Annotated in this window: 21 protein-coding genes and 2 riboswitches; of the genes, 2 read left to right on the top strand and 19 right to left on the bottom strand. The window is 52.3% G+C overall.

Features of this window, described 5'->3' with window-relative positions:
• Positions 1 to 3 precede the first annotated feature (3 nt).
• The 16 genes from ACI48K_RS08765 to ACI48K_RS08690 form a co-directional block, all read right to left on the bottom strand.
• Positions 4 to 807 carry an ABC transporter permease gene (locus ACI48K_RS08765; protein ID WP_475027198.1) on the bottom strand — a complete coding sequence of 268 codons (804 nt, stop codon included), beginning with the start codon at positions 805 to 807 and terminating at the stop codon, positions 4 to 6.
• Positions 800 to 1,855 carry an ABC transporter ATP-binding protein gene (locus ACI48K_RS08760; protein WP_475027197.1) on the bottom strand — a complete coding sequence of 352 codons (1,056 nt, stop codon included), beginning with the start codon at positions 1,853 to 1,855 and terminating at the stop codon, positions 800 to 802. Before ACI48K_RS08760 ends, ACI48K_RS08765 begins: the two co-directional genes overlap by 8 nt.
• Before the next feature lie 76 nt (positions 1,856 to 1,931).
• Positions 1,932 to 2,621, bottom strand: a complete 690-nt coding sequence (locus ACI48K_RS08755) for a response regulator transcription factor (protein WP_475027196.1) — start codon at positions 2,619 to 2,621, stop codon at positions 1,932 to 1,934.
• Positions 2,618 to 4,126: a sensor histidine kinase gene (locus ACI48K_RS08750; RefSeq protein ID WP_475027195.1), complete on the bottom strand. Its 1,509-nt coding sequence runs from the start codon at positions 4,124 to 4,126 to the stop codon at positions 2,618 to 2,620. Before ACI48K_RS08750 ends, ACI48K_RS08755 begins: the two co-directional genes overlap by 4 nt.
• A 34-nt stretch (positions 4,127 to 4,160) precedes the next feature.
• Positions 4,161 to 4,910: an ABC transporter permease gene (locus ACI48K_RS08745; protein WP_475027194.1), complete on the bottom strand. Its 750-nt coding sequence runs from the start codon at positions 4,908 to 4,910 to the stop codon at positions 4,161 to 4,163.
• Positions 4,882 to 5,640: an ABC transporter ATP-binding protein gene (locus ACI48K_RS08740; protein WP_475027193.1), complete on the bottom strand. Its 759-nt coding sequence runs from the start codon at positions 5,638 to 5,640 to the stop codon at positions 4,882 to 4,884. The genes ACI48K_RS08745 and ACI48K_RS08740 overlap by 29 nt, the downstream gene beginning before the upstream one ends.
• A 69-nt stretch (positions 5,641 to 5,709) precedes the next feature.
• The gene (locus ACI48K_RS08735; RefSeq protein WP_475027192.1) at positions 5,710 to 6,600 is read right to left on the bottom strand and encodes a hypothetical protein; all 891 of its coding nucleotides are present in this window, start codon (positions 6,598 to 6,600) and stop codon (positions 5,710 to 5,712) included.
• Between the two features lie 246 nt (positions 6,601 to 6,846).
• On the bottom strand, positions 6,847 to 7,218 hold the full coding sequence (locus tag ACI48K_RS08730) for an iron chaperone (protein ID WP_475027191.1): 372 nt from the start codon (positions 7,216 to 7,218) through the stop codon (positions 6,847 to 6,849).
• A gap of 56 nt (positions 7,219 to 7,274) precedes the next feature.
• Positions 7,275 to 9,608 carry a universal stress protein gene (locus tag ACI48K_RS08725; RefSeq protein ID WP_475027190.1) on the bottom strand — a complete coding sequence of 778 codons (2,334 nt, stop codon included), beginning with the start codon at positions 9,606 to 9,608 and terminating at the stop codon, positions 7,275 to 7,277.
• Positions 9,609 to 9,693: 85 nt separating this feature from the next.
• On the bottom strand, positions 9,694 to 10,266 hold the full coding sequence (gene kdpC / locus ACI48K_RS08720; protein ID WP_475027314.1) for a potassium-transporting ATPase subunit KdpC: 573 nt from the start codon (positions 10,264 to 10,266) through the stop codon (positions 9,694 to 9,696).
• Between the two features lie 25 nt (positions 10,267 to 10,291).
• Complete coding sequence (kdpB, locus tag ACI48K_RS08715) at positions 10,292 to 12,319, bottom strand: potassium-transporting ATPase subunit KdpB (protein WP_475027189.1); 2,028 nt, start codon at positions 12,317 to 12,319, stop codon at positions 10,292 to 10,294.
• A 30-nt stretch (positions 12,320 to 12,349) separates the two neighbouring features.
• Positions 12,350 to 14,020: a potassium-transporting ATPase subunit KdpA gene (kdpA, locus tag ACI48K_RS08710; RefSeq protein WP_475027313.1), complete on the bottom strand. Its 1,671-nt coding sequence runs from the start codon at positions 14,018 to 14,020 to the stop codon at positions 12,350 to 12,352.
• A gap of 29 nt (positions 14,021 to 14,049) precedes the next feature.
• Entirely contained in the window at positions 14,050 to 14,130 is an 81-nt protein-coding gene (gene kdpF, locus ACI48K_RS08705; RefSeq protein ID WP_475027312.1) for a K(+)-transporting ATPase subunit F, read from the bottom strand.
• A complete protein-coding gene (locus ACI48K_RS08700) occupies positions 14,127 to 14,234 on the bottom strand; it encodes a signal peptide protein (protein WP_475027188.1) in 108 nt (35 codons plus the stop codon). Before ACI48K_RS08700 ends, kdpF begins: the two co-directional genes overlap by 4 nt.
• Before the next feature lie 28 nt (positions 14,235 to 14,262).
• Positions 14,263 to 14,661, bottom strand: coding sequence for a hypothetical protein (locus tag ACI48K_RS08695; protein WP_475027187.1), 399 nt, complete (start codon positions 14,659 to 14,661; stop codon positions 14,263 to 14,265).
• Positions 14,662 to 14,782: 121 nt separating this feature from the next.
• Positions 14,783 to 14,962: riboswitch (cyclic di-AMP (ydaO/yuaA leader) on the bottom strand.
• A 103-nt stretch (positions 14,963 to 15,065) separates the two neighbouring features.
• Positions 15,066 to 15,261: riboswitch (cyclic di-AMP (ydaO/yuaA leader) on the bottom strand.
• Entirely contained in the window at positions 15,259 to 15,828 is a 570-nt protein-coding gene (locus ACI48K_RS08690; RefSeq protein ID WP_475027186.1) for a hypothetical protein, read from the bottom strand. Its footprint overlaps the riboswitch before it by 3 nt.
• An 83-nt stretch (positions 15,829 to 15,911) precedes the next feature.
• Between ACI48K_RS08690 and ACI48K_RS08685 the strand changes: the two genes are divergently transcribed.
• A complete protein-coding gene (locus ACI48K_RS08685; protein WP_475027185.1) occupies positions 15,912 to 16,709 on the top strand; it encodes a hypothetical protein in 798 nt (265 codons plus the stop codon).
• 121 nt (positions 16,710 to 16,830) lie between these two features.
• Here ACI48K_RS08685 and ACI48K_RS08680 read toward each other — a convergent pair whose 3' ends face one another.
• Together ACI48K_RS08680 and ACI48K_RS08675 are read right to left on the bottom strand one after the other, a co-directional pair.
• Positions 16,831 to 17,808 (bottom strand): glycerophosphodiester phosphodiesterase family protein, encoded by a 978-nt coding sequence (locus tag ACI48K_RS08680; protein WP_475027311.1) that lies wholly within the window; start codon positions 17,806 to 17,808, stop codon positions 16,831 to 16,833.
• A gap of 49 nt (positions 17,809 to 17,857) precedes the next feature.
• Entirely contained in the window at positions 17,858 to 18,517 is a 660-nt protein-coding gene (locus ACI48K_RS08675) for an FHA domain-containing protein (RefSeq protein ID WP_475027184.1), read from the bottom strand.
• A 257-nt stretch (positions 18,518 to 18,774) separates the two neighbouring features.
• On the opposite strand from ACI48K_RS08675, the gene ACI48K_RS08670 reads away from it, so the two are divergent.
• Positions 18,775 to 22,107, top strand: coding sequence for a DEAD/DEAH box helicase (locus ACI48K_RS08670; protein WP_475027183.1), 3,333 nt, complete (start codon positions 18,775 to 18,777; stop codon positions 22,105 to 22,107).
• Positions 22,108 to 22,180: 73 nt separating this feature from the next.
• Here the strand turns inward: ACI48K_RS08670 and ACI48K_RS08665 are convergent, their stop codons facing one another.
• Entirely contained in the window at positions 22,181 to 22,579 is a 399-nt protein-coding gene (locus ACI48K_RS08665; RefSeq protein ID WP_475027310.1) for a discoidin domain-containing protein, read from the bottom strand.
• Positions 22,580 to 22,584: the final 5 nt, after the last annotated feature.

Genomic DNA, 22,584 nt, shown 5'->3' with positions numbered 1-22,584 from the left:
TTCTCAACCTCCCTGTACGAACAGTCTCTGCCGGGACGCCCGGTACAGCCAAATCATCGGCACGAGCAGTATCACGAACCAGACGACTTGAATGCCCAGCACGTTCCAGATGCCTACGCCTTGAATCCGGCCCGTAAACACGGAGCCCGGAAGATACGTAATCGCCTGAAACGGCAGGAAAGTCATGATTCCGGCAAGCCAGGAAGGAAACAAACTGATCGGAATGATCAGGCCGGAGAAAAGATCGACGACGACCCTTTTCATCCGCATGAAGCCTTCGTTGTTTTCCACGAAAAAGGCCATGAGACCGGTAATAATGTTAAGCTGCGAGTTAATCAGAAAGCTGAAGAACAGCATCACGAGAAAACCCGACCATGCCGTCACCGAAGTCGGGAGCTTGACGGGAAACAGCAGCAGCGCGATCGCCATGCCCGGGATCATGAACAGCATGAAGCGGAATAAGCCCTCGCCGAAGCCCTGCATCATTTTGACGAACAAATAATTGTACGGACGGATAAACTGGATGGCAATGCTGCCGTCGCGGATATCCGTGGAGATTTCACGGTCCAAGTTGTTGAAGTAAAACGCCCGGGCCATCCAAGAGACGGCCAGATAAGTCGTCATCTGCGAAGCCGTAAATCCGCCAAGCTCGCCGCTGCCGCCGTAAATCGCCCTCCATGTAAAATAATACACGCCGATATTCAACGTATAGATTAAAATCCCCGAGTAATAGTTCACCCGATACGCAAGCATGGTCAGGAATCGGATGCGAATGAAATCAAGGTAAGCCCCTGCCCTGCTAGACATGGATCACCGCTTCCCCGCTGTCCGCGCCTTCCTCTTCTGCGGCCTTGTTGTCGGCCGAGCCGGACTGGTAGATGCTGCGTACGATTTCGTCCGTGTTCGTCTCGACGATTTTGATATCCGTAATATCCGCTTTTCCCACGACTTGGCTCAATACGTCGGAAACGCCGATTTCCAGCGGAATCCACACCTTGGCGTTGAGGTCGTTCTCCGCCGTCCAGATCACAGGCAGATCGCCCGTCCAGGACTGAAGCAGCGGAAGCTTTGTGGCCGTGCCGAACTGGAACAGCACCTCCCGGCCCGTGCCCCAACGGTTTTTGAGCTCTTCGAGCCCGCCGTCATAGATGATCTGACCGTCATCCAGCATGATCACCCGGGAGCACAACGCTTCGATATCCTGCAAATCATGGGTCGTCAGCAGGATTGTCGTCCCGTACTCGCGGTTCATGTCCTTCAGAAATTCACGGATTTCCGATTTCACCACGATGTCAAGGCCAATCGTCGGTTCGTCGAGGAAAACGATCGAAGGATTATGCAGCAGCGCGGCCACAAGCTCGCAGCGCATCCGCTGTCCCAGACTCAGCTTGCGTACCGGACGGTTAAGCAGGTCCTGCAGCTGCAGCCGCTCCACCAGCTCGTCCAGGCGACGCTTGTAATCCTGCTCCGACACTTTATACACCTTGCGCAGCAGTTGGAACGACTCGATCACGCCGATGTCCCACCACAGCTGGCTGCGCTGACCGAAGACCACGCCGATGTGCTGCACGAATTTCTCGCGCTCGGCATAAGGGACAAAACCGCCGACGGACAAATGCCCCGAGGTCGGAACAAGAATGCCCGTCAGCATTTTGATCGTCGTGGACTTCCCGGCCCCGTTCTCGCCGATATATCCGCAGATTTCCCCCTGCGGAATGCTGAACGAAATATCTTTCACGGCGGCCACTTCATTGTATTCCCGTTTAAACAAATCGAGAAAAGCGCCTTTCAGGCCTTCCCGGTTTTTCTGCACTTTAAACGTTTTGCGCAAATCTCGTACTTCTATGGCTGCCATGTTGTACCTCGCCTTTATAGTTTTTAGTCCGCTAAAAATTATATAGTAACTTCTATAAAAGCACCAGCCCCGAAACTTATAAATTAAAACGGTACCCTACGCCCCAAATGGTCTCGATATATTGAGGCTTCGAGGGATCGCGCTCGATTTTCTCCCTTAATTTGCTGATATAAACGGTAACGGATGCCAAATCCCCCAGCGAATCCATACCCCAAATTTTTTCGTATAAATCTTCCTTCGCGAACACCCGGTTGGGATGCAGCGCCAAAAAAAGCAGCAAATCAAATTCCTTGGAGGTCAGATTCAGCTCCTCCCCGTTTACGCTCACCTTCCGCGACAGCTTGTCGATATGGATGCCGCGGATGCTCAGCTCATCGCGAGGCTGCTGGGTGCGGTGGGTCAGCCGGTCGTAACGGGATAAATGCGCTCTGACCCGCGCCATCAGCTCGCCGAGACTGAACGGCTTGATGATATAATCGTCCGCGCCAAGTCCCAGACCGCGGATTTTATCAATGTCCTCTTTTTTGGCGGAGACCATCAGGATCGGGATATCCTTGACCTCGCGCACCCGCTTGCAGATTTCGAACCCGTCCACCTTCGGCAGCATCAAATCCAAAATGATCAGATCAAAGTCCTCGGAGAGCGCAAGCTGCAGCCCGGCATCGCCGCTGCTTTCGATATCCGCCCCATAACCGCCCGCAACGAGATAATCTCTTTCCACCTCTGCGATCACCGGATCATCCTCGATAATCAAAATGCGTTTCACGCCTCTTCACCACCCTCCGATTGTTTCGGCCTTTGCCATGGAAGGATAAACGAAATGGTCGTTCCTTCCCCGATCGCGCTTTCCGCCTGAGCGGTTCCGCCGTGCTCTTCGACAATATGCTTGACGATGGCAAGACCCAAGCCGCTGCCTCCGGTCAGCGGGTTCCGCGACGGTTCCGCCCGGTAAAACCGTTCAAACACGCGGCTAATCGCCTCCGGGTCGATTCCGGAGCCGTTGTCCTTCACACTGACGCGCACATTCCTGCTGCCCATTTCCAGTTCGATTTGCAATCTTTTCTCCGGTTTATTCATATATTTCAAGCTGTTCTCGGCAATGTTCATCATGACCCGCTTCAGCTTCTCGCGATCCGCCGTAACGTATAACGGCCCCGTCACATCAGTCTCGAATGACATGACAACGCCCTTAAACCGGGGATCCGCCTGCAGCTCCGCTACACAGTCGCGCAAATAGCCGCAAATATCCACTTTTTCAAACTGAAACGGCAGCCGTCTCAAATCCAGCTTGGAGAACAGGAACAACTCCTCGATCATCCGGTCCATATCCGCCGTTTTCTGGTCGATCATGCTGATGTATTTATTCCGCTTCTCCTCCGTATCCGCAATGCCGTCGCGCAGCCCTTCCACGCAAGCCCGAATGCCGGTAATCGGCGTTTTGAGGTCATGGGAAATGTTCGAAATCAATTCCTTGCGATTCTCCTCATATTGAAGCTGCAGTTGAATCGAAGACTTCAGACGTTTTCTCATTTCTTCAAAAGCTTCGCCCACTTTGCCGAATTCGTCCTTGCGCTGCAGGTCCAGCGGATGATTCAGCTCGCCTTCCTTGATTTGTTCGGCCGCATGCTTCAGGGTATAGAGCGGACGAATCATGCTGCGGGAGACGAAAAACGTCAGCAGCCCGTTGGTCAAGCCCACGGCGAGCAGGACCGACAAGAACAAAAGCGGGATAAACTGAATCATTTTATTGAAAATCGGATCCATATCATACAGGAAGAATAATGATCCTTGACTTTGATCGGGAAAAGAAAAGTCGAACCGCTCCGCGTTATAGCGGCCCTTATCGCCGCCACCGCTATGAACTACGATTTTGTGATCCGTCTCTTTTTCGACCTGCTTCAGCTTTTCTTCAAGACCTTCGCGGCTCACTACGGAAGAGGCGTAAACGACCCGGCCGTCTTTGACCAGCATCATGCCGGACTCATGCTCACCGAGGTCGCGATCGGTTTGCGCGAGAAAATCATTGTCACTCAGAAGCTGCGGAGCGCGTTCAGCAACGAATTTGACCCCGTTGATGATGTGCTCCCGTTGATCGATCGATTCCCAGAACGCGGAAATCCGCATGCCATGAATCCGGCGCCCTTCCTGTCCCTCGGCCGGCGTTCCGCCGAAAAACAGGTGCGTCAAAATAATGCCGATCACGCACAGCAAGACGAGCGGCACGAGCACCATGGCAATATAAGAAACGATCAGCCTCATTCGAATCGACATAATCTCACGTACTCCTTCCCGTTTGTAAAGACCGTTAGAACGATTTCCGCTCGAAACTGGCCAGGCTGCCTACATATGCCATCATACTATAAGCAAGCAGAATGACAAACGTCTGAAACAGTTTCCCCGCCGATGCTCCGCCACCCGCCCATAGCGTATGCCAATCGGTATAGGAAAACACGGACCAGATAGCAAACGGAGGATAAACGAACGGTACCAGCTTGCAAATCACGTAAACCAAAACGATGCACCCCAGCGCGATAATACTGCCCGAAAAATACTGCGTTATCCATACGGCGACCAGCGCAATCGCCAGCATTGGGACAAAGGCGGCTGCGTAAACGGCCGTATTTTCTCCCCATTCGCGGAGCGGATCGGCGCTGTACAGAAACATGCCGCAAATGCCCGAGATCAGCCAAGCCGTCGCAAGCAAAACGGCGAGCGCCGTGGCGAGCGCCAATACTTTAGAGGCGAAAACTTTGGAACGCGTAATCGGGCGGACCAAAACCAGCTTCAAGGTACGGGCCGAGGCTTCCCCTGTAAAAAGATCCACTGCGGTAATAAACATAAATAGCGGCAGCAGAATTGCGGTAAAAGCGCTGAGGGACAGCATCGAAACCTGATTCCCGACACTCGTGGTCAGTCCGATGGACGCATTCAGGAACCGCAGCATCAAAGCAATGATGACGGGAACGAGTGCGGTCAGCAGCCAAAAAGCTTTCGTCCGTTTGCGGACCCAGAGCTTCTCCAATTCGTTACGCCAGTTCGCGAGCAAACTGTTCATGGGAGCCGTCCCCTTTCTTTTGGTGAATTTGGGCCAGATAAAAATTCTCCAGACTGATCCCGGACGACACCATTTCTTTCTTCTCCCCGTAGCATACGAGCTCGCCTTGACGGATGATGCCGACCCGGGTCACGATCGATTCCAGATGGCTCAGCATATGGCTGGAAACCAGAAAAGCGATGTTCTGCTCACGCGCGAGCCGCTGCATTGTCTCGCGGATTTCGACCATCCCTTCGATATCGAGTCCATTGGTCGGTTCATCAAGCAGAATCAGCTTGGGATCTGGAAGCAGCGCGGCGGCGAGCGCCAACCTTTGCTTCATGCCAAGCGAGAAGTTTTTGGCGCGTTCCTTTTTATACGGCAATAAACCGACCTGATCCAGCACCTGGTCAATCCTTGTCTTCGGCAGGTCCGGATAAAAGCGAGCCACCTGGCGCAAATTTTCCCGGGCCGTCATGTAATCGTACGCATCGGCCGCTTCGATTACGCAGCCGACGCGTCTCATCGCGAGCTCGAACTGGTTCTCGGTGCTGAAGCCGAACATCCTCACCGCTCCCTGATCCGGGCGGATAAGACCGGTGATCGTTTTGAGCAGCGTCGTTTTGCCGGCTCCGTTTTGGCCGAACAAGCCTACGATGTCTCCGGCGTTCGCCGAAAAGCTGATTCCGCGAATACCGCGGCCGTTCCGAAAAAGCTTGGTGATGTCTTGGACCTCCAATACGGGTTCCATGGTCTTGTCTTCATCTCCTTTTTAGGAAGTCAGACCGGGCAGGGATGCCCGGCCTGTTTGACTTACCGATTAATGATGCCAAGCCGGTGCGTGAGCGTCCCGCTCGATAGTTTCAACTTTTTTGCCGGTCAAATCTACGGTATCCGGCGTAGTTTGATTATAGCCCGACAACTGCAGATCGCCGGAAATGACGATCTCATGGCTTTGGCCGGTTTCATCGGTTCCCTTAATCGTTACTTTCCCGGTTTGATGCTCGATGTAACGGTCGGCGTTGATGTCGGCAGCCACCGAAATGTCGGTTACAGCTACGTTATCGGTCAGCTTCGGCAGTGCAATGTCAAACGGATGCGGATTTCCCGTCAAACCTTCATGTCCGCTCCATTTATCCTGATCGGCCATGTGGGAAGCCGCGATGGAACCCACGGCCTGCACGATGGCGGGAATTTGGCTCCCGGTCAAGTGCAGCGACGCGCGTTCCCCGCCCGAAGGCAAATCTTCTACGGTCGCCAGCTCTTTCAAATTGCCGAGCAGCGCTTCGAAAATCTGCTTCACTTGCTTAATCTCGTTAGGATCGGGAGTGCCTTGATGGAACTGTTCTTCGCCCAACTCAAGCACCTTGTACGCCTCGGAGGCATCTTCGGAGAAAATCATTTTGTCCCCTTGCTTGAACACCTGAACAGCATGCTGTTCGGTACCTCCGGCAAGCGCTACCTGTGCGCTCATGGCATCCTTGTCCCGGTTCATTTTCGAGCTGAGATCGGCGCTTAGAATCACTTTCCCGTTGTCCGTGACGACAATCTTGCCCGTGTCCGCCAGGCTGGATACCGTCGACGTTTTTTGCAGTGCGTCCGCATAAGTATCGTAAGCCGACGTCCCCGCCATGGCGGACAATCCGCTGGCCAGCAGCATGGCGGCGCCAATGCCGAATACCGTTCCCAGCTTTAACCACTTCTTGTTCATCTTTTTCTTCCCTTCTTTTTAGATTTTTGCCCTATTCTTAAGAACGGGCATGCCGAAAGCCAGTATAGCGAGCTTTCTATATTCAAGCTTAACCGCTGCGTCTAAAAACCTTCTAAACGAAATCTAAAAAAAGTATAAAAATAAAAAAACTTAGCTTAAGAATCCATTCAAAATGGTTCTTACAACTAAGTTTTTTGGGCCACAGCCGAGCACAGCGTTGGCCTTATAAAATGACCTTCCGATTTCTCACTTCCGCCAAAACGTTGAACAATTCGCTTTATCCGCAATATTAAACTCGATTATTGTCTCAAGTAATGAATAATCAACCGGGCTGTCCCAACGGATACGCAGGAGCTGCTGGGTGTGATCATAGCCGGACTGTACAATTTCATTGGAAAAACGATGGATTACCGTTTTTTCGGGGGCGACCGCCAAATGGTGCTTGGCTGAGCTAAAGCCGATAATAAATGTGCCGTGATCGGTAAACATAGGCTGGTTCCACGCGATTTTAGGGGTTAGATGCGGAAATTTTTCCATGACCCAAACAAAAATCTCCTCCATTCGGGTCCGCTGCTGCGGGTTATCGATTTGCGCCAAATATTCCGCAAAAACGTCCATGTCATCCCTCCAATAATAAAATGATGTTGCGTTGGAGAGCTCCACAAGCCTCCTACTTATATTTCCCCCGGAAGTTTGACATTGGGATCGTAATCGGCCACTACGAGCACGTCCATGTGCCGGGCAAGCCGGAGAATTTTTTTAGCCACCGATCCTCGGCACAATTTCTCCCAGTAGCTTCGCTCGGATTGTCCGATAATCATCTGGGTTCCTTTAAATTTATTAGCTTGATCGACCAGAAGATCGGCGATCTCGTTATAGCGCCCCGTTCGCTGAACCTCAAACTTTCCGCCAAGCCGTACCGTCAGCGTCTCCAGCTGTTTGAGCCGCGGCTGCAAAGCTTCCGGGATCGCGGAGCCCGCATGGACATAGCTCACGACCCATTTCGCTTTGAGGCGGAAGGCGATACGAAAACCTCTGCGGATAAGCCGTTCGGCATTGGGACTGAGCGAAACTCCGACGAAAATAAGCTCCTCCCGCCGCCATGGTCCTCGAAGCGATTCGCGGCGGTCCCACGCTTCCAGCCGATCGTCGACGTCATCGGCGATTTCCCGCAAGGCAAGCTCGCGAAGCGCGATCAGATTGCCCATTTTGAAAAAATGGTTCAGTGCCTGATCTACTTTATTGGATGCGTATATTTTACCCTCCCGCATCCGCTGCTGCAACGATTTGGGCGCTACGTCGATCAGCTGCACTTCGTCCGCGAGGCGCATCACCCGGTCGGGAACCGTCTCCCGCACACGGATGCCCGTGATTTGCTCGACGGAGTCGTTCAAGCTTTCCAGATGCTGCACGTTCATCGTAGATATGACGGAGATTCCGGCGTCCAGAATCTTCAGCACATCTTCATACCTCTTGGTATTTTCACTCCCGGGTATATTCGTATGGGCCAGCTCATCCACCAGCACAAGTTCCGGGTTGCGCCGTAAAATCGCATCGACGTCCATTTCTTCGAGCTCCGTATTTTGATAACGGATTTTACGGCGGGGGATGGTTTCGAGCGAACACACCTGAGCGAGCGTTTCTTTTCGGCCATGCGTTTCCAGAAGGCCGATCACAACGTCGACACCGCTTTTGAGCAGGTCGTTGCCTTCGCGCAGCATCGTATACGTCTTGCCCACGCCCGGAGCGGCGCCGATATAAACCTTCAGCTTGCCGCGTTTGATTCGGGCCACTTCCTTTTTCATCTCCAAAGCGCTAAGCCGATGATAAGGGTCGTTTTCTTCTTCATCCTGCCTGCGCGTCGGCAGAATCCGTTCTCCCTCCTGCTCCGCACGGTCGGCGACAAGCAGCAAATCGATATTTTTCATTTTTTTGAGCAGCACACCCAAGACAGAACCCTTCCACAATTCCTGCCATAGACTTTGGCGAGAATGTCCCATTACGATCCGGGTGACATTGTGTTTGGTCGCGTAATGGACAAGCTGATACGGAAGCGCTCTGCGGGAGTGAAGCGGCAGCTCCACGAAGGTTCCCCCGACCTTTTCGACAAGCTTAACGATAGAACGCTTGAAAGCGGCGGCTTCCTTGGACAACGGTCGGTGTTCGCTCACAAAGGAAGCAACCATAAGGTCGCCGCCAAGCCGTTTGGCTACCTGTTGTCCGCGGCGAACATAAATCGAGCCGTTCCAATGGTACTGGACCGTCACCAGAATACGTTCCCCGGCCCCGGACGGACCGAAAAGCCCCTGTTCTTCACGGTGTTTTTCCAGCGATTCATTCACGCCTTCGGCAACCAGGCGGAGGGCCAACTCTCGCAGCTTGCCCAGATTCCCGCGCTTGAACATCTCCTGATTGGAGCTGTGCAGCCGCCCTTTGGACAAACGCTCGAGCAGAGTCTCCGGCGTCACGTCGATCAGCCGCACTTCGTCGGCCAGCTCCAGCGTATTCGCCGGAATCGCTTCGCTTACCTTGATCCCGGTTAGCTCCTGAGCAAGCTCGTTCACGCCCTCAAGCTCATAGACATTCACCGTGGTAATCACGCTTATGCCATGCCCGAGCAAAAAATGAATGTCCTCCAGACGCGTCGGGAATTTCGCCCCCTCGCGGTTTCGGTGAGCCAGCCCGTCAACCAGCACCACTTCCGGATTGCGGCTAACCAGAGCCTCCAGGTTCAAGTCTTTTTTCTCCATGCCGTCCTTGAACCAGTGGATGCTCGGGATCCGCTCCAGATTGCCGATCTGCTCGACCGTCTCCGGACGCTGCATCGTCGAAACGGCGCAGATGACGACATCGATTCCTTCTTCCTTGAGCGACTGCCCTTCCATCAGCATGTGATAGGTTTTTCCGGAGCCGCTGAACGCGCCGATGTAAATTTTGAGTCTGCCGCGATGGAGCTTATATATGGAAGCTAAAATTTCCTCCGGGGTTTTGCGCTTAAAGTTCTCCACGAGAACCATCCTCCCAATCAAGCATAAACGGATAAAAACAGAACTTCCCCGCTCTACTATTATAGAGCAGGGAGTCTATCAATGCTTATTTACCGGCTAGCTTTTGCAGATCGATATTCAGCTTCAGCACGTTGACAGTTGGTTCGCCAAGGAAGCCAATTTCTCGTCCTTTCGTATGATCCTCGACCAGCGTTTCCAATTGATCCGCCGGAATCCCCGTTACACCGCTGATGCGCGGAATTTGCGCTTTGGCTGCGTCCGGGCTGATATCGGGATCAAGGCCTGAGCCCGAGTTGGTGATCAAATCGATCGGCAACGTGCTGACCGGAACGTCTGGGTTATTTTTCTTCCACTCGTTAATTGATTGTTGAACCCGGGCCAGCATATCCGGGTTGGATGGAGCATAGTTCGGAGTCCCTGACGCTTCCGCTTTATACTCAATGCTGGATACCCGTCCCTGGAACCAGCCCGGATCGGTAAAGTTCTGTCCGATGAGTTCCGAGCCGATGATTTCATGGTTCTCATTATAAATGAGGCTGCCGTTTGCTTGCTTTGGCATCACGACCTGAGCGATTCCGGTCACCGCCAAATTGTAAACGAGCCCGCATAGCAACATAAAAACTAGACTTATTCGAATGCTAGAAGTCAGAATCCGCATTCCCTTCATTCCTTTCCGCTTCGGTTTACACCCACAGGTGAACGATCAAGTCGATAATCTTAATTCCTATAAACGGGACGATAACCCCGCCCAAACCATAAACCAGCAAATTTTGTCTAAGCAGCTGGGACGAACTGACCGGCTTGTAAGCAATCCCTTTCATTGCAAGCGGAATCAGCAGCGGAATGATAATCGCATTGAAAATAAGCGCCGACAAAATCGCGGACATCGGCGAGCCCAGCTTCATGATGTTGATGACATCCATCTGCGGGATGGCGATCATAAACATCGCGGGAATAATCGCGAAATATTTGGCCACATCGTTTGCGATACTGAAAGTAGTCAGCGCCCCGCGAGTCATCAGCAGTTGCTTGCCGATCGCTACCACTTCGATGATTTTGGAAGGATCGGAATCCAGGTCAACCATATTGGCCGCTTCCTTGGCCGCTACCGTACCGCTGTTCATGGCGATCCCTACATCGGCCTGGGCCAAAGCCGGCGCATCGTTCGTTCCGTCCCCGGTCATGGCGACCAGCTTGCCTTCGGCCTGTTCCTTTTTGATGACGGCGATTTTATCCTCCGGCTTGCTTTCGGCGATAAAATCGTCAACCCCCGCTTCGCGGGCAATCGTTGCGGCGGTCAAAGGGTTATCCCCGGTACACATGATCGTTTTGATCCCCATCCGCCGCATTTGATCGAAGCGCTCGCGCATCCCCGGCTTTACCGTATCTTTTAAATAAATGATTCCGTAAATGCGGTTATCCACGGCAATTGCCAGCGGCGTTCCCCCCGCCGAAGCAACCCGGTCGCTGTTCGCGTCGAGGTCAGACGGGATGCTTCCGCCCTGCGCGGTTACCCATTTTTTGATGGCGTCAACCGCTCCTTTGCGGACTTTGCGTCCGTCCTGCAGATCGATGCCGCTCATGCGCGTTTCCGCTTTAAATTCCACAAACTCCCCGTTCTCACCCACTGCGGGGTTATAGCTATAGTTTTCCTTTTTCATAAGCTCCAGGACGGATCGGCCTTCCGGCGTCTCATCTTTAAGCGAACTGATGGCCGCCCACTCGGCGGCGTCATTTACGCTCTCTCCGCCGACGGGAAGAAATTCGCTGGCCATCCGGTTTCCGTACGTGATCGTCCCCGTTTTATCCAAAATAATCGTATTGATATCCCCGGCCGCTTCGACCGCTTTACCCGACATCGCCAGCACGTTGAACTGTGTAACCCGATCCATCCCGGCGATGCCGATCGCCGAGAGCAAGCCGCCGATCGTCGTCGGAATCAGGCAGACCAGCAGAGCAACAAGCATCGGGACTTCGATATTGACATTCAGAAAATTCCCGAAAAACGGCAGCGTCACGACGACCACGAGAAAGATGAGCGTTAAACTGATCAGCACGGTGCTCAGGGCGATTTCGTTAGGTGTTTTTTGCCGTTTTGCGCCTTCGACGAGCGAGATCATCCGGTCAAGAAACGATTCGCCGGGATCGGTCGAAATCCGAACCTTGATTTGGTCGCTGATGACCCGCGTGCCGCCCGTAACCGAACTGAAGTCGCCGCCCGCTTCCTTGATGACCGGAGCGGATTCCCCGGTAATCGCCGATTCGTCGACAGAGGCGAGGCCCTCAATCACCTCGCCGTCGCCGGGGATAAACTCGCCCTGCGCCACCACGACGATATCTCCTTTGCGCAGCTCGGTGGAAGGAATTTTTTTAATGACGGTACCGCTGATTTTGTTGGCCGTAATTTCTTTTTTCGTCTTTTTCAGGGAATCGGCCTGCGCTTTGCCGCGTCCCTCAGCCAATGCTTCGGCAAAGTTTGCAAACAGCACTGTGATCAGCAGGATTAGCGAAACCGTAAGGTTAAACCAGGCCGGAATATCTCCGCCGAAAGTGCCGGGCGCAAAAGCCAAAATCAAGGTGATGACAAAACCGACCTCCACGACGAACATGATCGGGTTGCGAATCATGACCCTAGGATCCAGCTTCAGAAAAGATTCTTTGATCGCGTTTTGTATAATTTCTCCGCTGATTGCGGATTTTTTTTGACTCATGGCAAAGATCCTCCAATCTCCTTTTCAAGCTTAAGGCAGCAGTGTCAACTGTTCGGCTATCGGTCCAAGCACGAGCCCAGGGAAGAACGTGAGCGCTCCTACAAGAACGACGGCCCCGATAAATACTGCCCCAAATAACCCCGTGTCCGTACGGAACGTTCCCGAAGATTCCGGGACTTTCTTCTTGGCCAATAACGATCCGGCTACCGCCAGCAGTGTGACGACAGAGAAGAAACGGCCCAGGAACATCACGATGCCGGTGGAAATATTCCAAAATGGAGTATTGTCGCCGAGTCCCTCAAAACCGGAACCGTTGTTCGAAGCGGACGAAGTAAATTCATACAACGCCTGTGTCAGACCGTGAAAGCCAGGATTTGAAATCGTGTCCGGAAATAACCACAGAGCTAATGCCGTCGGCACCAGAATAATGAAAGGAGGAATCAGCATCGTGAGCGCAACCAGCTTCATTTCCTTGCCTTCGATTTTTTTGCCTAAAAATTCCGGCGTGTGGCCGACCATCAGACCGGCCAGGAATACGCCGATAATCGCGTACATCAGCACGTTCATGAACCCTGCCCCCGCGCCGCCAAAAACGGTGTTGAGCATCATATTGGATATCGCCACAAACCCGCCGAGCGGAGTTAACGTGTCATGCATCGTGTTCACGGCCCCGGTTTCGGCAGCGGTTGTCACGACTGAATAAAGAGACGATTGCGCAACGCCAAAGCGGACCTCCTTGCCCTCCATGCTGCCCTGATCATGCTGGATGCCATAGCTGTTCAGCACCGGATTCCCATGGTATTCGGCTGTTAACGAGATCACCAGCATGATGATGAACATCAGCGACATGGAAAGGAACAGCACGCGTCCCTGCTTGGCGTTTCCGACGATCTTCCCGTACGTAAACGGAATCGCTGTACCGAATACCATCATGAGCAAAATTTGCAGCAAATTGCTGATCGCGTCCGGATTTTCGAACGGATGTGCCGAGTTGACCCCCAGAAACCCGCCGCCGTTCGTGCCGAACATTTTAATCGACAGCAATGAAGCGACCGGACCTCTGGCAATCAGTTGATCGCCGCCTTGAAGCGTATGGGCAAGTGCCGTAGGCTCCAGCGTTTGCGGAACGCCAAGGGCGACAAAAACAAGCGCCATCACGAACGCAACCGGCAGCAGAATGCGAGTAAGCGCACGAACCAAATCGACAAAGAAATTACCAAGCTGCTTGCCGGCGAGTCCGCGGATAAAAGCGATTGCCGCAGCCAGCAAAGTGGCTGGAGACACAAACATCATGAACACAATCCCGATCATTTGCGACAAATACGATAATCCGCTTTCGCCGCTGTAATGCTGCAGGTTCGTATTGGTCATGAAGCTGATCGCCGTATTAAAGGCGAGCGTCGGTTCTATGTTCGGAACTCCGCTTGGATTAAGCGGCAGATAGGACTGCGTCCGAAATACAAGGTAAACCAGCAAGATCATAACCCCGTTGCTGACCAGGACCGACGCGGCATATTTTTTCCAGGACTGATTTTCCCGTCGGATCCCGCCTATCGCGTATATTAATTTTTCGATGGGGCCAAAAAACTTATCCAGCCCCGTCTTCTCATAATCGAAAACTTTGGCCATATACAATCCGGCCGGACGAGCCAGAAGCAATGCGAGTAGCAGCGTGACTCCAATGGAAAGAATGGCAACCATTTCCTTCATACCCTCCTAAGACAACTGAGTTAAAACTTCTCCGGATTCAATAAAACATACAGCAGATACACAAACATCAAAAAAACGATAACCCCCAAAGCCCAAATCATTGTTCCGCACTTCCTTTATCAATCACTCTGCTCGCCCAGGACGCAATTCCGAGGCAAAATACCGTTAAAATCACAAACGAACCGATCATAATCACATCAAGCATTCCAGTAGTACCTCCCCTTCTTGCGTGTTCAAGGTATTAAAAAGGAAACATTGTCGCCTTTTGAATAAATAACATAATCTGCTCCAAGCGCTTTGTAGACGAGTCTGGAATTTGTTCCGTGGACGATGACATAGATCGGCTTTCTCGTCCAGGACTGGCAGATCTGAATATACAAACAGCACAGCGGCAAACTGTTTTCAAATAGATACACAGGGCCAATTGGCAAATCGGGAATCAACCACGAATCATGTTTTTTAGTATCCACTTTAATAATGTGCTTTATGCCTAATTTATCCATCCGCCGCTTCTCTTTTTCATTGTTGGTCAATACGGCAAACGGCAGATTCTTGATTTGCAATGTCCGAATAAATTCCAATCCCGCTTTCGTAGGCGCAGAAACCAGAATATATTCTTCCTCATGATTCATGATTATTCTCCTCCAATTTAGTAGCCGAAGGCGCAAAAAAAGAAGCCCTGCGAAAAGAGAGAACTAAGTCGCCAGCTTCTTCAGGCACGTTTAATGAAACGCGTCTATAGTCGACAGATGTTTGGACTCTCTTTGGACGCTTGCGAAGTTAGCTGCCGGATTCGGACGCAAGAGTCGCCCTACCCCGGACAAAGGCTGCTCGAACCATGCCCGGCGATTCACCCCATGGAAGCCGCCTGGCGGCTTTCGATTGGTTCCCCCGCTCTTTCTCGTTTTCAGAAAGATTCAGCGATTTTTTTCATTATGACTATAATTTTTCAAATTTAAACGCAAAAAACCACAGAGGCTTAGGAGCCCTGTGGTCTTGTTCCGATCACAAGCTTCATCATCCTCTCTCCGGAGCGGTATAAACCGTTCCTCGCTTTCGAGGTTAGCTGCCGGATTCGGACGGTGAGAGTCGCCCTACCTCAAAGAAGGGTCCATGGCCGTTCTTCTTTAAGGATTCACCCCGGATGCGCATTCGTCCGGCTCCCACACCAGACTTACGCTCATCATTTGGTTCCCCCGATTTCCTATTCGGAAATTCAGCGATTGAATTTAAATAGTAATCATTGTTATTTCATGAACGTATCTTACTCTCGGCATGCTATCCTGTAAAGAATATGCGAAAAGCATGACTACTCCAATCCGGCGTTTTTCTGTGGGGAACCACACTAAAACTCTCGAATACTCTTCCGAATTCGGTATTTCTTCACTTTTCTCAAAATCCATCCGATCCCCGGGCTGGGTTTCGGCAAATTCGAAGTCGAAAATGCCGGAAGCTTCGGCTTCCCTTGATGCATAGCACGCTGGTCCGCGTTGGGCCAGCTTTGCCGGCGTTCCGGTCAGCCGGAGTGAGCCCGGCATCGAGGATGAGCTGCTCGTGCGCAGTTGAGTCGGTCCCGGCAAACTTTCCTTTTGCTGAACAGGTCCTTCCTGGCCTGGAATCAACAATAAACGGCAAACGGCGATTTCTCGAATAGCGGTACAAAATGGCCTTGTTTCACTCCGAGACCGCATTTTCCTGAAAATAGCGGTGCAAAAGGGCCCTATTTTCGGCAAACCGGCCAAAACCAAGTGAAAAGGAGCTCTTCTGAATAAATAAGGCCATAAAATGGCGCTATTCATCCAGAATGAGGCCTCTTCAGTGGAATAAGGCTATAACAGGCCGCTATTTCAAGAAGTGACGGACGGGTGAGGTGTTTGGGTTGGTGTTTGGGTTGGTGTTTGGGTTGGTGTTTGGGTTGGTGTTTGGGTTGGTGTTTGGGTTGGTGTTTGGGTTGGTGTTTGGGTTGGTGTTTGGGTTGGTGTTTGGGTTGGTGTTTGGGTTGGTGTTTGGGTTGGTGTTTGGGTTGGTGTTTGGGTTGGTGTTTGGGTTGGTGTTTGGGTTGGTGTTTGGGTTGGTGTTTGGGTTGGTGTTTGGGTTGGTGTTTGGGTTGGTGTTTGGGTTGGTGTTTGGGTTGGTGTTTGGGTTGGTGTTTGGGTTGGTGTTTGGGTTGGTGTTTGGGTTGGTGTTTGGGTTGGTGTTTGGGTTGGTGTTTGGGTTGGTGTTTGGGTTGGTGTTTGGGTTGGTGTTTGGGTTGGTGTTTGGGTTGGTGTTTGGGTTGGTGTTTGGGTTGGTGTTTGGGTTGGTGTTTGGGTTGGTGTTTGGGTTGGTGTTTGGGTTGGTGTTTGGGTTGGTGTTTGGGTTGGTGTTTGGGTTGGTGTTTGGGTTGGTGTTTGGGTTGGTGTTTGGGTTGGTGTTTGGGTTGGTGTTTGGGTTGGTGTTTGGGTTGGTGTTTGGGTTGGTGTTTGGGTTGGTGTTTGGGTTGGTGTTTGGGTTGGTGTTTGGGTTGGTGTTTGGGTTGGTGTTTGGGTTGGTGTTTGGGTTGGTGTTTGGGTTGGTGTTTGGGTTGGTGTTTGGGTTGGTGTTTGGGTTGGTGTTTGGGTTGGTGTTTGGGTTGGTGTTTGGGTTGGTGTTTGGGTTGGTGTTTGGGTTGGTGTTTGGGTTGGTGTTTGACCTGTTCTAACGCAAATCCTCAAAGTCGACCAGGTATCTGGCAGGATTTTTCTGCTCTGCTGTTATGATAAGTATTAGAGGGTGTACCAAAAGCCGTCATAGATGACTTCTGGGACACCCTCCTGTATCGCTCAATCCCCGGTCTGCACTTTGGCCTGCGCTTTCCCGATCCGGTCGATCCGGTTGGTCCATATCCAGCCGGAATAATCCTTCGGCAGGCGCCGAAGATCCGCGACAGTATCGAATCCACTTGAAAACTCGCTGCCATCGCCTCCCACCACGATCACCCGGGTATTTACCCGGTCCATCCGGTTCAGGAACTTATCGGGCCAGCCCCAAATCCAGGGCGCGATTTTTTCCGGGATGTGCAGTTCTGTGTTCCGGCAGGCATTCGGAACATAACCCGTCCAGCCGGAAGCCTCGTAAGACAGCAAGCATTGCTTTAACGTGGCTTTGGACATCACCCGCATGTCCGGAAGCTGCTCTTTCACAGCGGCTACCGGCTGATCCCCGCCATAAACGGCCAGTTGTTTCCGGCCTTCCTCCGGCACCTCGGCGAGATAGCCGGCCAGTTGCCTGCCTTCATCGGGATTATCGCTCTTGATATGAATTAGGAACGATTTGTCCGGAAAGCGCGTCAATACATCCGTCAGCGAAGGCATCAACCCCACGCCTTTGCCGCGAAACGGATAAGATTTGCCTTGATCGGCCGTGTACCCGTAACCGATATCAAGCGCCTTCAACTCATCCATCGTATAATCCAGTGTCGTCCCCTGCGCATTCGTGCGGCAATCCAGCGTCGCATCGTGAAAGACGGCAAACTGGCTGTCTTTGGTCAGCTTTACGTCGAACTCCACCATATCCGCTCCATCCGCAAAAGCCGCTTCCATAGAAGGCAGCGTGTTTTCCAAATAGGAATGCTCCGGCTCGTAAATCCGCTGGGCAGTACAGGTATCGTTCTGAACGCCTTCCATCGGAAACGTCTGCGCCAGTCCGCGATGCGCCAGCAGCTTGGGCTCTCCGCCGCGTTCCGCGGCCAATAAAGAAGTATTATTCAAATATACGAAAACAATCAGTCCGAGCACGAGCCAAAACCGCTTCCGTTTCATCCATCCCTTTATCCGTCTCACAACCGTTCCCCCCGTACCATAACCACCCTCAGGTTTCCAAAATATATCCGCTTCCCCGGATCGCATTGATCTGGAAGGTATCTCTCCCGTATTTTTTCCGGATACGGTAAATCAGCGCGCTGAGCTCGTCGATCGTTACGTCCGGCGCGCCGTCTTCCCCAAGGTTCCGGTCCCGCCAAACCGTCTGTTTGATTTCCCGGATCGTCACTAGGCGGTTGGCATGATCGTGCAGCAGCTTCAGCAGCAAAAATTCTTTTTCCGACATCGATATTTTGATGTCGTCCACAAAACATTCCCGTTTCTCCCAATTCATCGCTACCCGCTCCGATATCGATTCTTCCGCCAGCGAAGCGAAGGCGAACGGCTCAAATTCCAGCGTTTGCTCGCCCAGAGTATATGAAAAATGAAGCACACTTGTCCCCCTGGCCAGCTTGAGGATATCATCGGTTTCCAGCACATAAGGAGCGTGCGGAATCATTTTGACTCCGTTAAGCTCGGTTCCGTGCCGGCTCCCCAAGTCGTAAGCAACGGCGTGCTCCTCTTCTTTGCGAATCGCCAGATGCTTGCGGGAGATAAAAATATTGGTAAATGCCACATCCGGGGCATTGTCCGTAGAGGTTCGGCCGACCTCCGTCAAATCGGCGCATAAATCGACGCAAGTTCCGGGCCGGAACGGATCCCCCCGCAAAATATAAAGGCAAGCGTAGGTTTCCAGTAGAGCTCCCTCCCTTTTTGGGTCTTCATCATCTTATCTTAATTGTCCGGGGAGTTAAATGCCAACAAGACTGATAATAGACTCATAATTGACTGATATGTTCACGACCAAAATCATCCATATTCCCCATAACCTGAATCCGATTCTACAAATCTCACCGCTTTCTGTTATCATTGGTATAGAATAAATATCGGATGAAACCATCGTTTTTGTCAGGAAGGAACCCTACAATGAGCTTTCAATTAACCCAGCGGGTCATAAAATTGCTATGCGGACAAATCTCTTATGAGCGGGGAGAAGCTTACTATAAAACCGGAAAAGTCGAATATCTGCGGATCGATCATGCCTCGGGAGAGTATGAAGCAACTGTTCGTGGAACCGGCAGCTATCAGGTTCAGGTGCATATCGACCGGAACGGGGACGTTCATGCGGAATGCAACTGCCCGGCCTTTTACTCATTCAATAATTACTGCAAGCATATTGCCGCGGTTTTGCTTGGCGTTCACGATATGCTCCAAGGAGGCAAAGATCCGGTTCGCTCCCACTCTTCCTTGCTGCAGCCCGATAGCGGAGGCAAAGCGGATTACGAGCAGCTTGTCCCCCGGTCGATCCTTTCCAAACCCCGTTCGGCCGGCATTTCTTCGCGGGATATTTGGCTGACCCGGGACGTGATCGGCTTGTTCGACGAACGTTCCCTTCGTTCCACTCGCGGCGGCAGCCGGTTCGATCTGAGAACGCCGCTGGAGATTGAGTTTACGTTGAAGCCGCATCTTTTGGGATACCGGAAAACCGTGTTTGGGCTGGAAATGAAAGTGGGAGCCAAACGTCTTTACGTCGTTAAAAATGCGGGCGAGTTTCTCGAACGAGTGGAACGCCGCGAACCTTGCCTCTTCTCCAAGAATTTCAACTATGACCCGGAACAGCATAATTTCCTTCCTGCCGATGACGCGATTATTCAAATGCTCATCGAAATCAACCGCAACGAGCGGTTGTACCAGGAATCGGGCCATTTTCCCCATGCGTCGCATAAACAGCGGGGCGGCGGCGAACGAATGCTGCTGATCCCCCCGTTTTTCTGGGATAAGCTGCTCCCTCTGCTGCTTGCGGCGCCGTCCGTGCATTTGGAGCAGGACGGTTATGCGACTTCCGGGATCACGGTGTCCGAAGAGCCGATTCCGCTCCGTTTTGAGCTTGAGGAGGCGGAAGCCGACGGATTCCGGTTTGTGGTTCACGGACTTGAGCGGATGACGATCATGGAGCCGTATGGAGTGATCCTCTCGGGCGGCAAGATGTTAAAGCTGCCTTACGAGCAGGTCAAGCGTTTGGGCGAGCTGAAAAATATGCTGGAGGCTTCCCGAAAACGCCATATTCAGGTGCCGCCGGAGCAAATTGAACCCTTTGTGGAAAAAGTGGTTCCCGGATTAATGAAGCTGGGCGATGTGCAGATTGCCGAAGCGGTTTCGGAGCGTATGCTTCATACTCCTCTCAAGGCCAGGCTGTATTTGGACCGGGTGCGGGACAAGCTGCTCGCCGGACTGGAATTTCAATACGGTGACATTGTTTTCAATCCGTTGGAAGGAAGCCATGCCGCAAGGGGCACTGACCGGATTATTATGAGGGACGGCGATCGTGAGCGGCAAATTTTAGACCTGATGGATCAAGGCGTTTTCGCCAAAACCGAGAGCGGTTATTTTCTCGACGACGAAGAGACGGAATACGAGTTCCTTTACCATGTCATCCCTCAGCTAGAGCCATTATTGGAGGTCTATGCGACTTCGGCGGTCAAGGCAAGAATTATCCCCGTAAGCGCTCCGCCGAAAATTTCGGTTACCTTGAACGAGCGGACCAACTGGCTGGACTTCCGTTTCGATATCAATGGAATTCCGGAATCGGAAATTCGCGGACTGCTGCGGTCATTGGAAGAAAAGCGCAGATATCACAAGCTGCCAAACGGCGCATTAATGCCGCTCGAAAGCAGCGAATTTCAGGAAATGATCGCGCTCATGAACGAACTCGGAATTCATAAGGCCGATCTAATAGGACCTGAGCTTAAACTGCCGCTGATCCGAGGCGTTCATCTCAAGGAAACTTATGATCCGGGAAGCGCCGTCAAGTTGGGGAAATCTTACCGCCAGCTGCTTCACAACCTGCAAAATCCGGATAATCTCGAATTTCCGGTTCCCGAAAGGATCGCTTCGATCTTACGGGATTATCAAACCTATGGCTTTCAGTGGTTCAAGACGCTGGCAAGTTACGGCTTCGGCGGAATATTGGCCGATGACATGGGGCTGGGAAAATCGCTGCAAAGCATTGCGTTCTTGGTCTCCGTACTGCCGGAGATCCGGAATTCCCAGTTGCCGGCACTGATCGTGTCACCGGCCTCGCTGGTCTATAACTGGCGGAACGAGCTCAAGAAATTCGCTCCCGAGATCCGGGCGGTTATTGCCGATGGTACCAAAGCCGAACGGGTACGCGCGCTCAAAGAGGCTTCTTCGGCGGACGTGGTAATTACCTCCTATCCACTGCTGCGCCGGGATGTCGATCAGTTCGCCGAACTGTCTTTCCATACGCTGATTCTGGACGAAGCGCAAAGCTTCAAAAATTATGCCACGCAAACGGCCCAAGCCGTAAAAAGCATTCAGGCGCGGCACCGCTTTGCGCTCACCGGAACACCGATCGAAAATTCGCTGGAGGAGCTCTGGTCGATTTTTGACGCGGTTTTCCCGGAATTGTTTACGGACCGCAGAGCGTTTAACGAATTGTCCACGGAGACGATTGCCAAGCGGATTCGGCCGTTCCTGCTGCGCCGTCTGAAGTCTGATGTGCTTAAAGAGCTGCCGGAAAAAATCGAATCGCTGCAAGCAACCGAGCTGCTGCCGGAACAAAAAAAGCTGTACGTCGCCTATCTGGCCAAGCTGCGGCAGGAAACGCTAAAGCATCTGAACGAAGACGGCTTCCAAAAAAACCGGATTCGCATTTTGGCCGGGCTGACCCGGCTCCGTCAGCTGTGCTGCCACCCTGCGCTGTTTGTTGAAGACTATGCCGGAAGCTCCGCCAAATTCGAACAGCTGATGGAAATGCTCGAAGAATGCCGGAGCGCGGGAAAACGTGTGCTCGTATTTTCGCAGTTTACGGAAATGCTGGGCCTGATCGGTCGGGAGCTTGGTTATCAAGGAGCCTCCTTCTTTTATCTCGACGGGAAAACGCCCGCCTCCGAAAGAGTCGAGCTATGCAGCCGTTTTAATGAAGGAGAACGCGATCTGTTCCTTATTTCGCTGAAAGCCGGAGGCACCGGGCTCAATTTGACCGGCGCGGACACCGTCATTCTGTATGACCTGTGGTGGAATCCCGCCGTCGAGCAGCAGGCTGCGGACCGGGCGCACCGTATCGGACAGAAAAATATCGTTCAGGTCATCCGCCTGGTGGCTGAGGGAACCGTGGAGGACAAAATGTACGAGCTCCAGCAGAAGAAGAAAAACCTGATCGAGGAAATCCTCCAGCCGGGGCAGGAATCGCTTTCGGCCATCACGGAAGAAGAAATTCGGGAAATTTTGATGATTTGACGAAAAAACCACCATCGTTCAAAAAAAAAGATCGAGGCCTTTGGCTCTCGATCTTTTTTCAAGCAAGCCGAACTTAATGTGCGGCGGTCTGACCCGTGACTTCAAATTCATATAGCGAATAGCCGTACTGCGTTCCCCTTTGTATTCCGTACATTCTTACATATCTGGCGGGTTGGCCCGATAACGGAACCTCGTCAATGCCCCCGTCGCCGCTCGTAGTTGCGAATACGTCCGTCCAATGCTCCGGAGTCCCCGTATCCGTGGAAATCTGGATTTTATATTGCGAGGCGTAAGCATCTTCCCATTTCAGCTTGACTCCCGTGACCGGCACGACAGAGCCAAGATCGACATAAATCCATTCCGGGTCGCTGCCTCCATGACTCGCCCATCTCGACACTTGGTTCCCGTCAAATGCTTTGGCGGGTTCAAACCCGACTCCCTCCACCGAGCTTGCCGTCGCCGTCTTGTTCAAAGCGA

It is taken from the genome of Paenibacillus terrisolis (assembly GCF_056171975.1).
The sequence above is the reverse complement of the archived record's forward strand: the minus strand, read 5'-3'. Positions and strand labels throughout refer to the sequence as shown.

Coding starts and splice junctions, on each gene's coding strand:
- ACI48K_RS08765 (WP_475027198.1), bottom strand. CDS start 807: ATGTCTAGCAGGGCAGGGGCTTACCTTGATTTCATTCGCATCCGATTC.
- ACI48K_RS08760 (WP_475027197.1), bottom strand. CDS start 1,855: ATGGCAGCCATAGAAGTACGAGATTTGCGCAAAACGTTTAAAGTGCAG.
- ACI48K_RS08750 (WP_475027195.1), bottom strand. CDS start 4,126: ATGTCGATTCGAATGAGGCTGATCGTTTCTTATATTGCCATGGTGCTC.
- ACI48K_RS08745 (WP_475027194.1), bottom strand. CDS start 4,910: ATGAACAGTTTGCTCGCGAACTGGCGTAACGAATTGGAGAAGCTCTGG.
- ACI48K_RS08740 (WP_475027193.1), bottom strand. CDS start 5,640: ATGGAACCCGTATTGGAGGTCCAAGACATCACCAAGCTTTTTCGGAAC.
- ACI48K_RS08735 (WP_475027192.1), bottom strand. CDS start 6,600: ATGAACAAGAAGTGGTTAAAGCTGGGAACGGTATTCGGCATTGGCGCC.
- ACI48K_RS08730 (WP_475027191.1), bottom strand. CDS start 7,218: ATGGACGTTTTTGCGGAATATTTGGCGCAAATCGATAACCCGCAGCAG.
- kdpC (WP_475027314.1), bottom strand. CDS start 10,266: ATGCGGATTCTGACTTCTAGCATTCGAATAAGTCTAGTTTTTATGTTG.
- kdpB (WP_475027189.1), bottom strand. CDS start 12,319: ATGAGTCAAAAAAAATCCGCAATCAGCGGAGAAATTATACAAAACGCG.
- kdpA (WP_475027313.1), bottom strand. CDS start 14,020: ATGGTTGCCATTCTTTCCATTGGAGTCACGCTGCTACTCGCATTGCTT.
- kdpF (WP_475027312.1), bottom strand. CDS start 14,130: ATGATTTGGGCTTTGGGGGTTATCGTTTTTTTGATGTTTGTGTATCTG.
- ACI48K_RS08700 (WP_475027188.1), bottom strand. CDS start 14,234: ATGCTTGATGTGATTATGATCGGTTCGTTTGTGATTTTAACGGTATTT.
- ACI48K_RS08695 (WP_475027187.1), bottom strand. CDS start 14,661: ATGAATCATGAGGAAGAATATATTCTGGTTTCTGCGCCTACGAAAGCG.
- ACI48K_RS08690 (WP_475027186.1), bottom strand. CDS start 15,828: ATGAATAGCGCCATTTTATGGCCTTATTTATTCAGAAGAGCTCCTTTT.
- ACI48K_RS08680 (WP_475027311.1), bottom strand. CDS start 17,808: ATGAAACGGAAGCGGTTTTGGCTCGTGCTCGGACTGATTGTTTTCGTA.
- ACI48K_RS08670 (WP_475027183.1), top strand. CDS start 18,775: ATGAGCTTTCAATTAACCCAGCGGGTCATAAAATTGCTATGCGGACAA.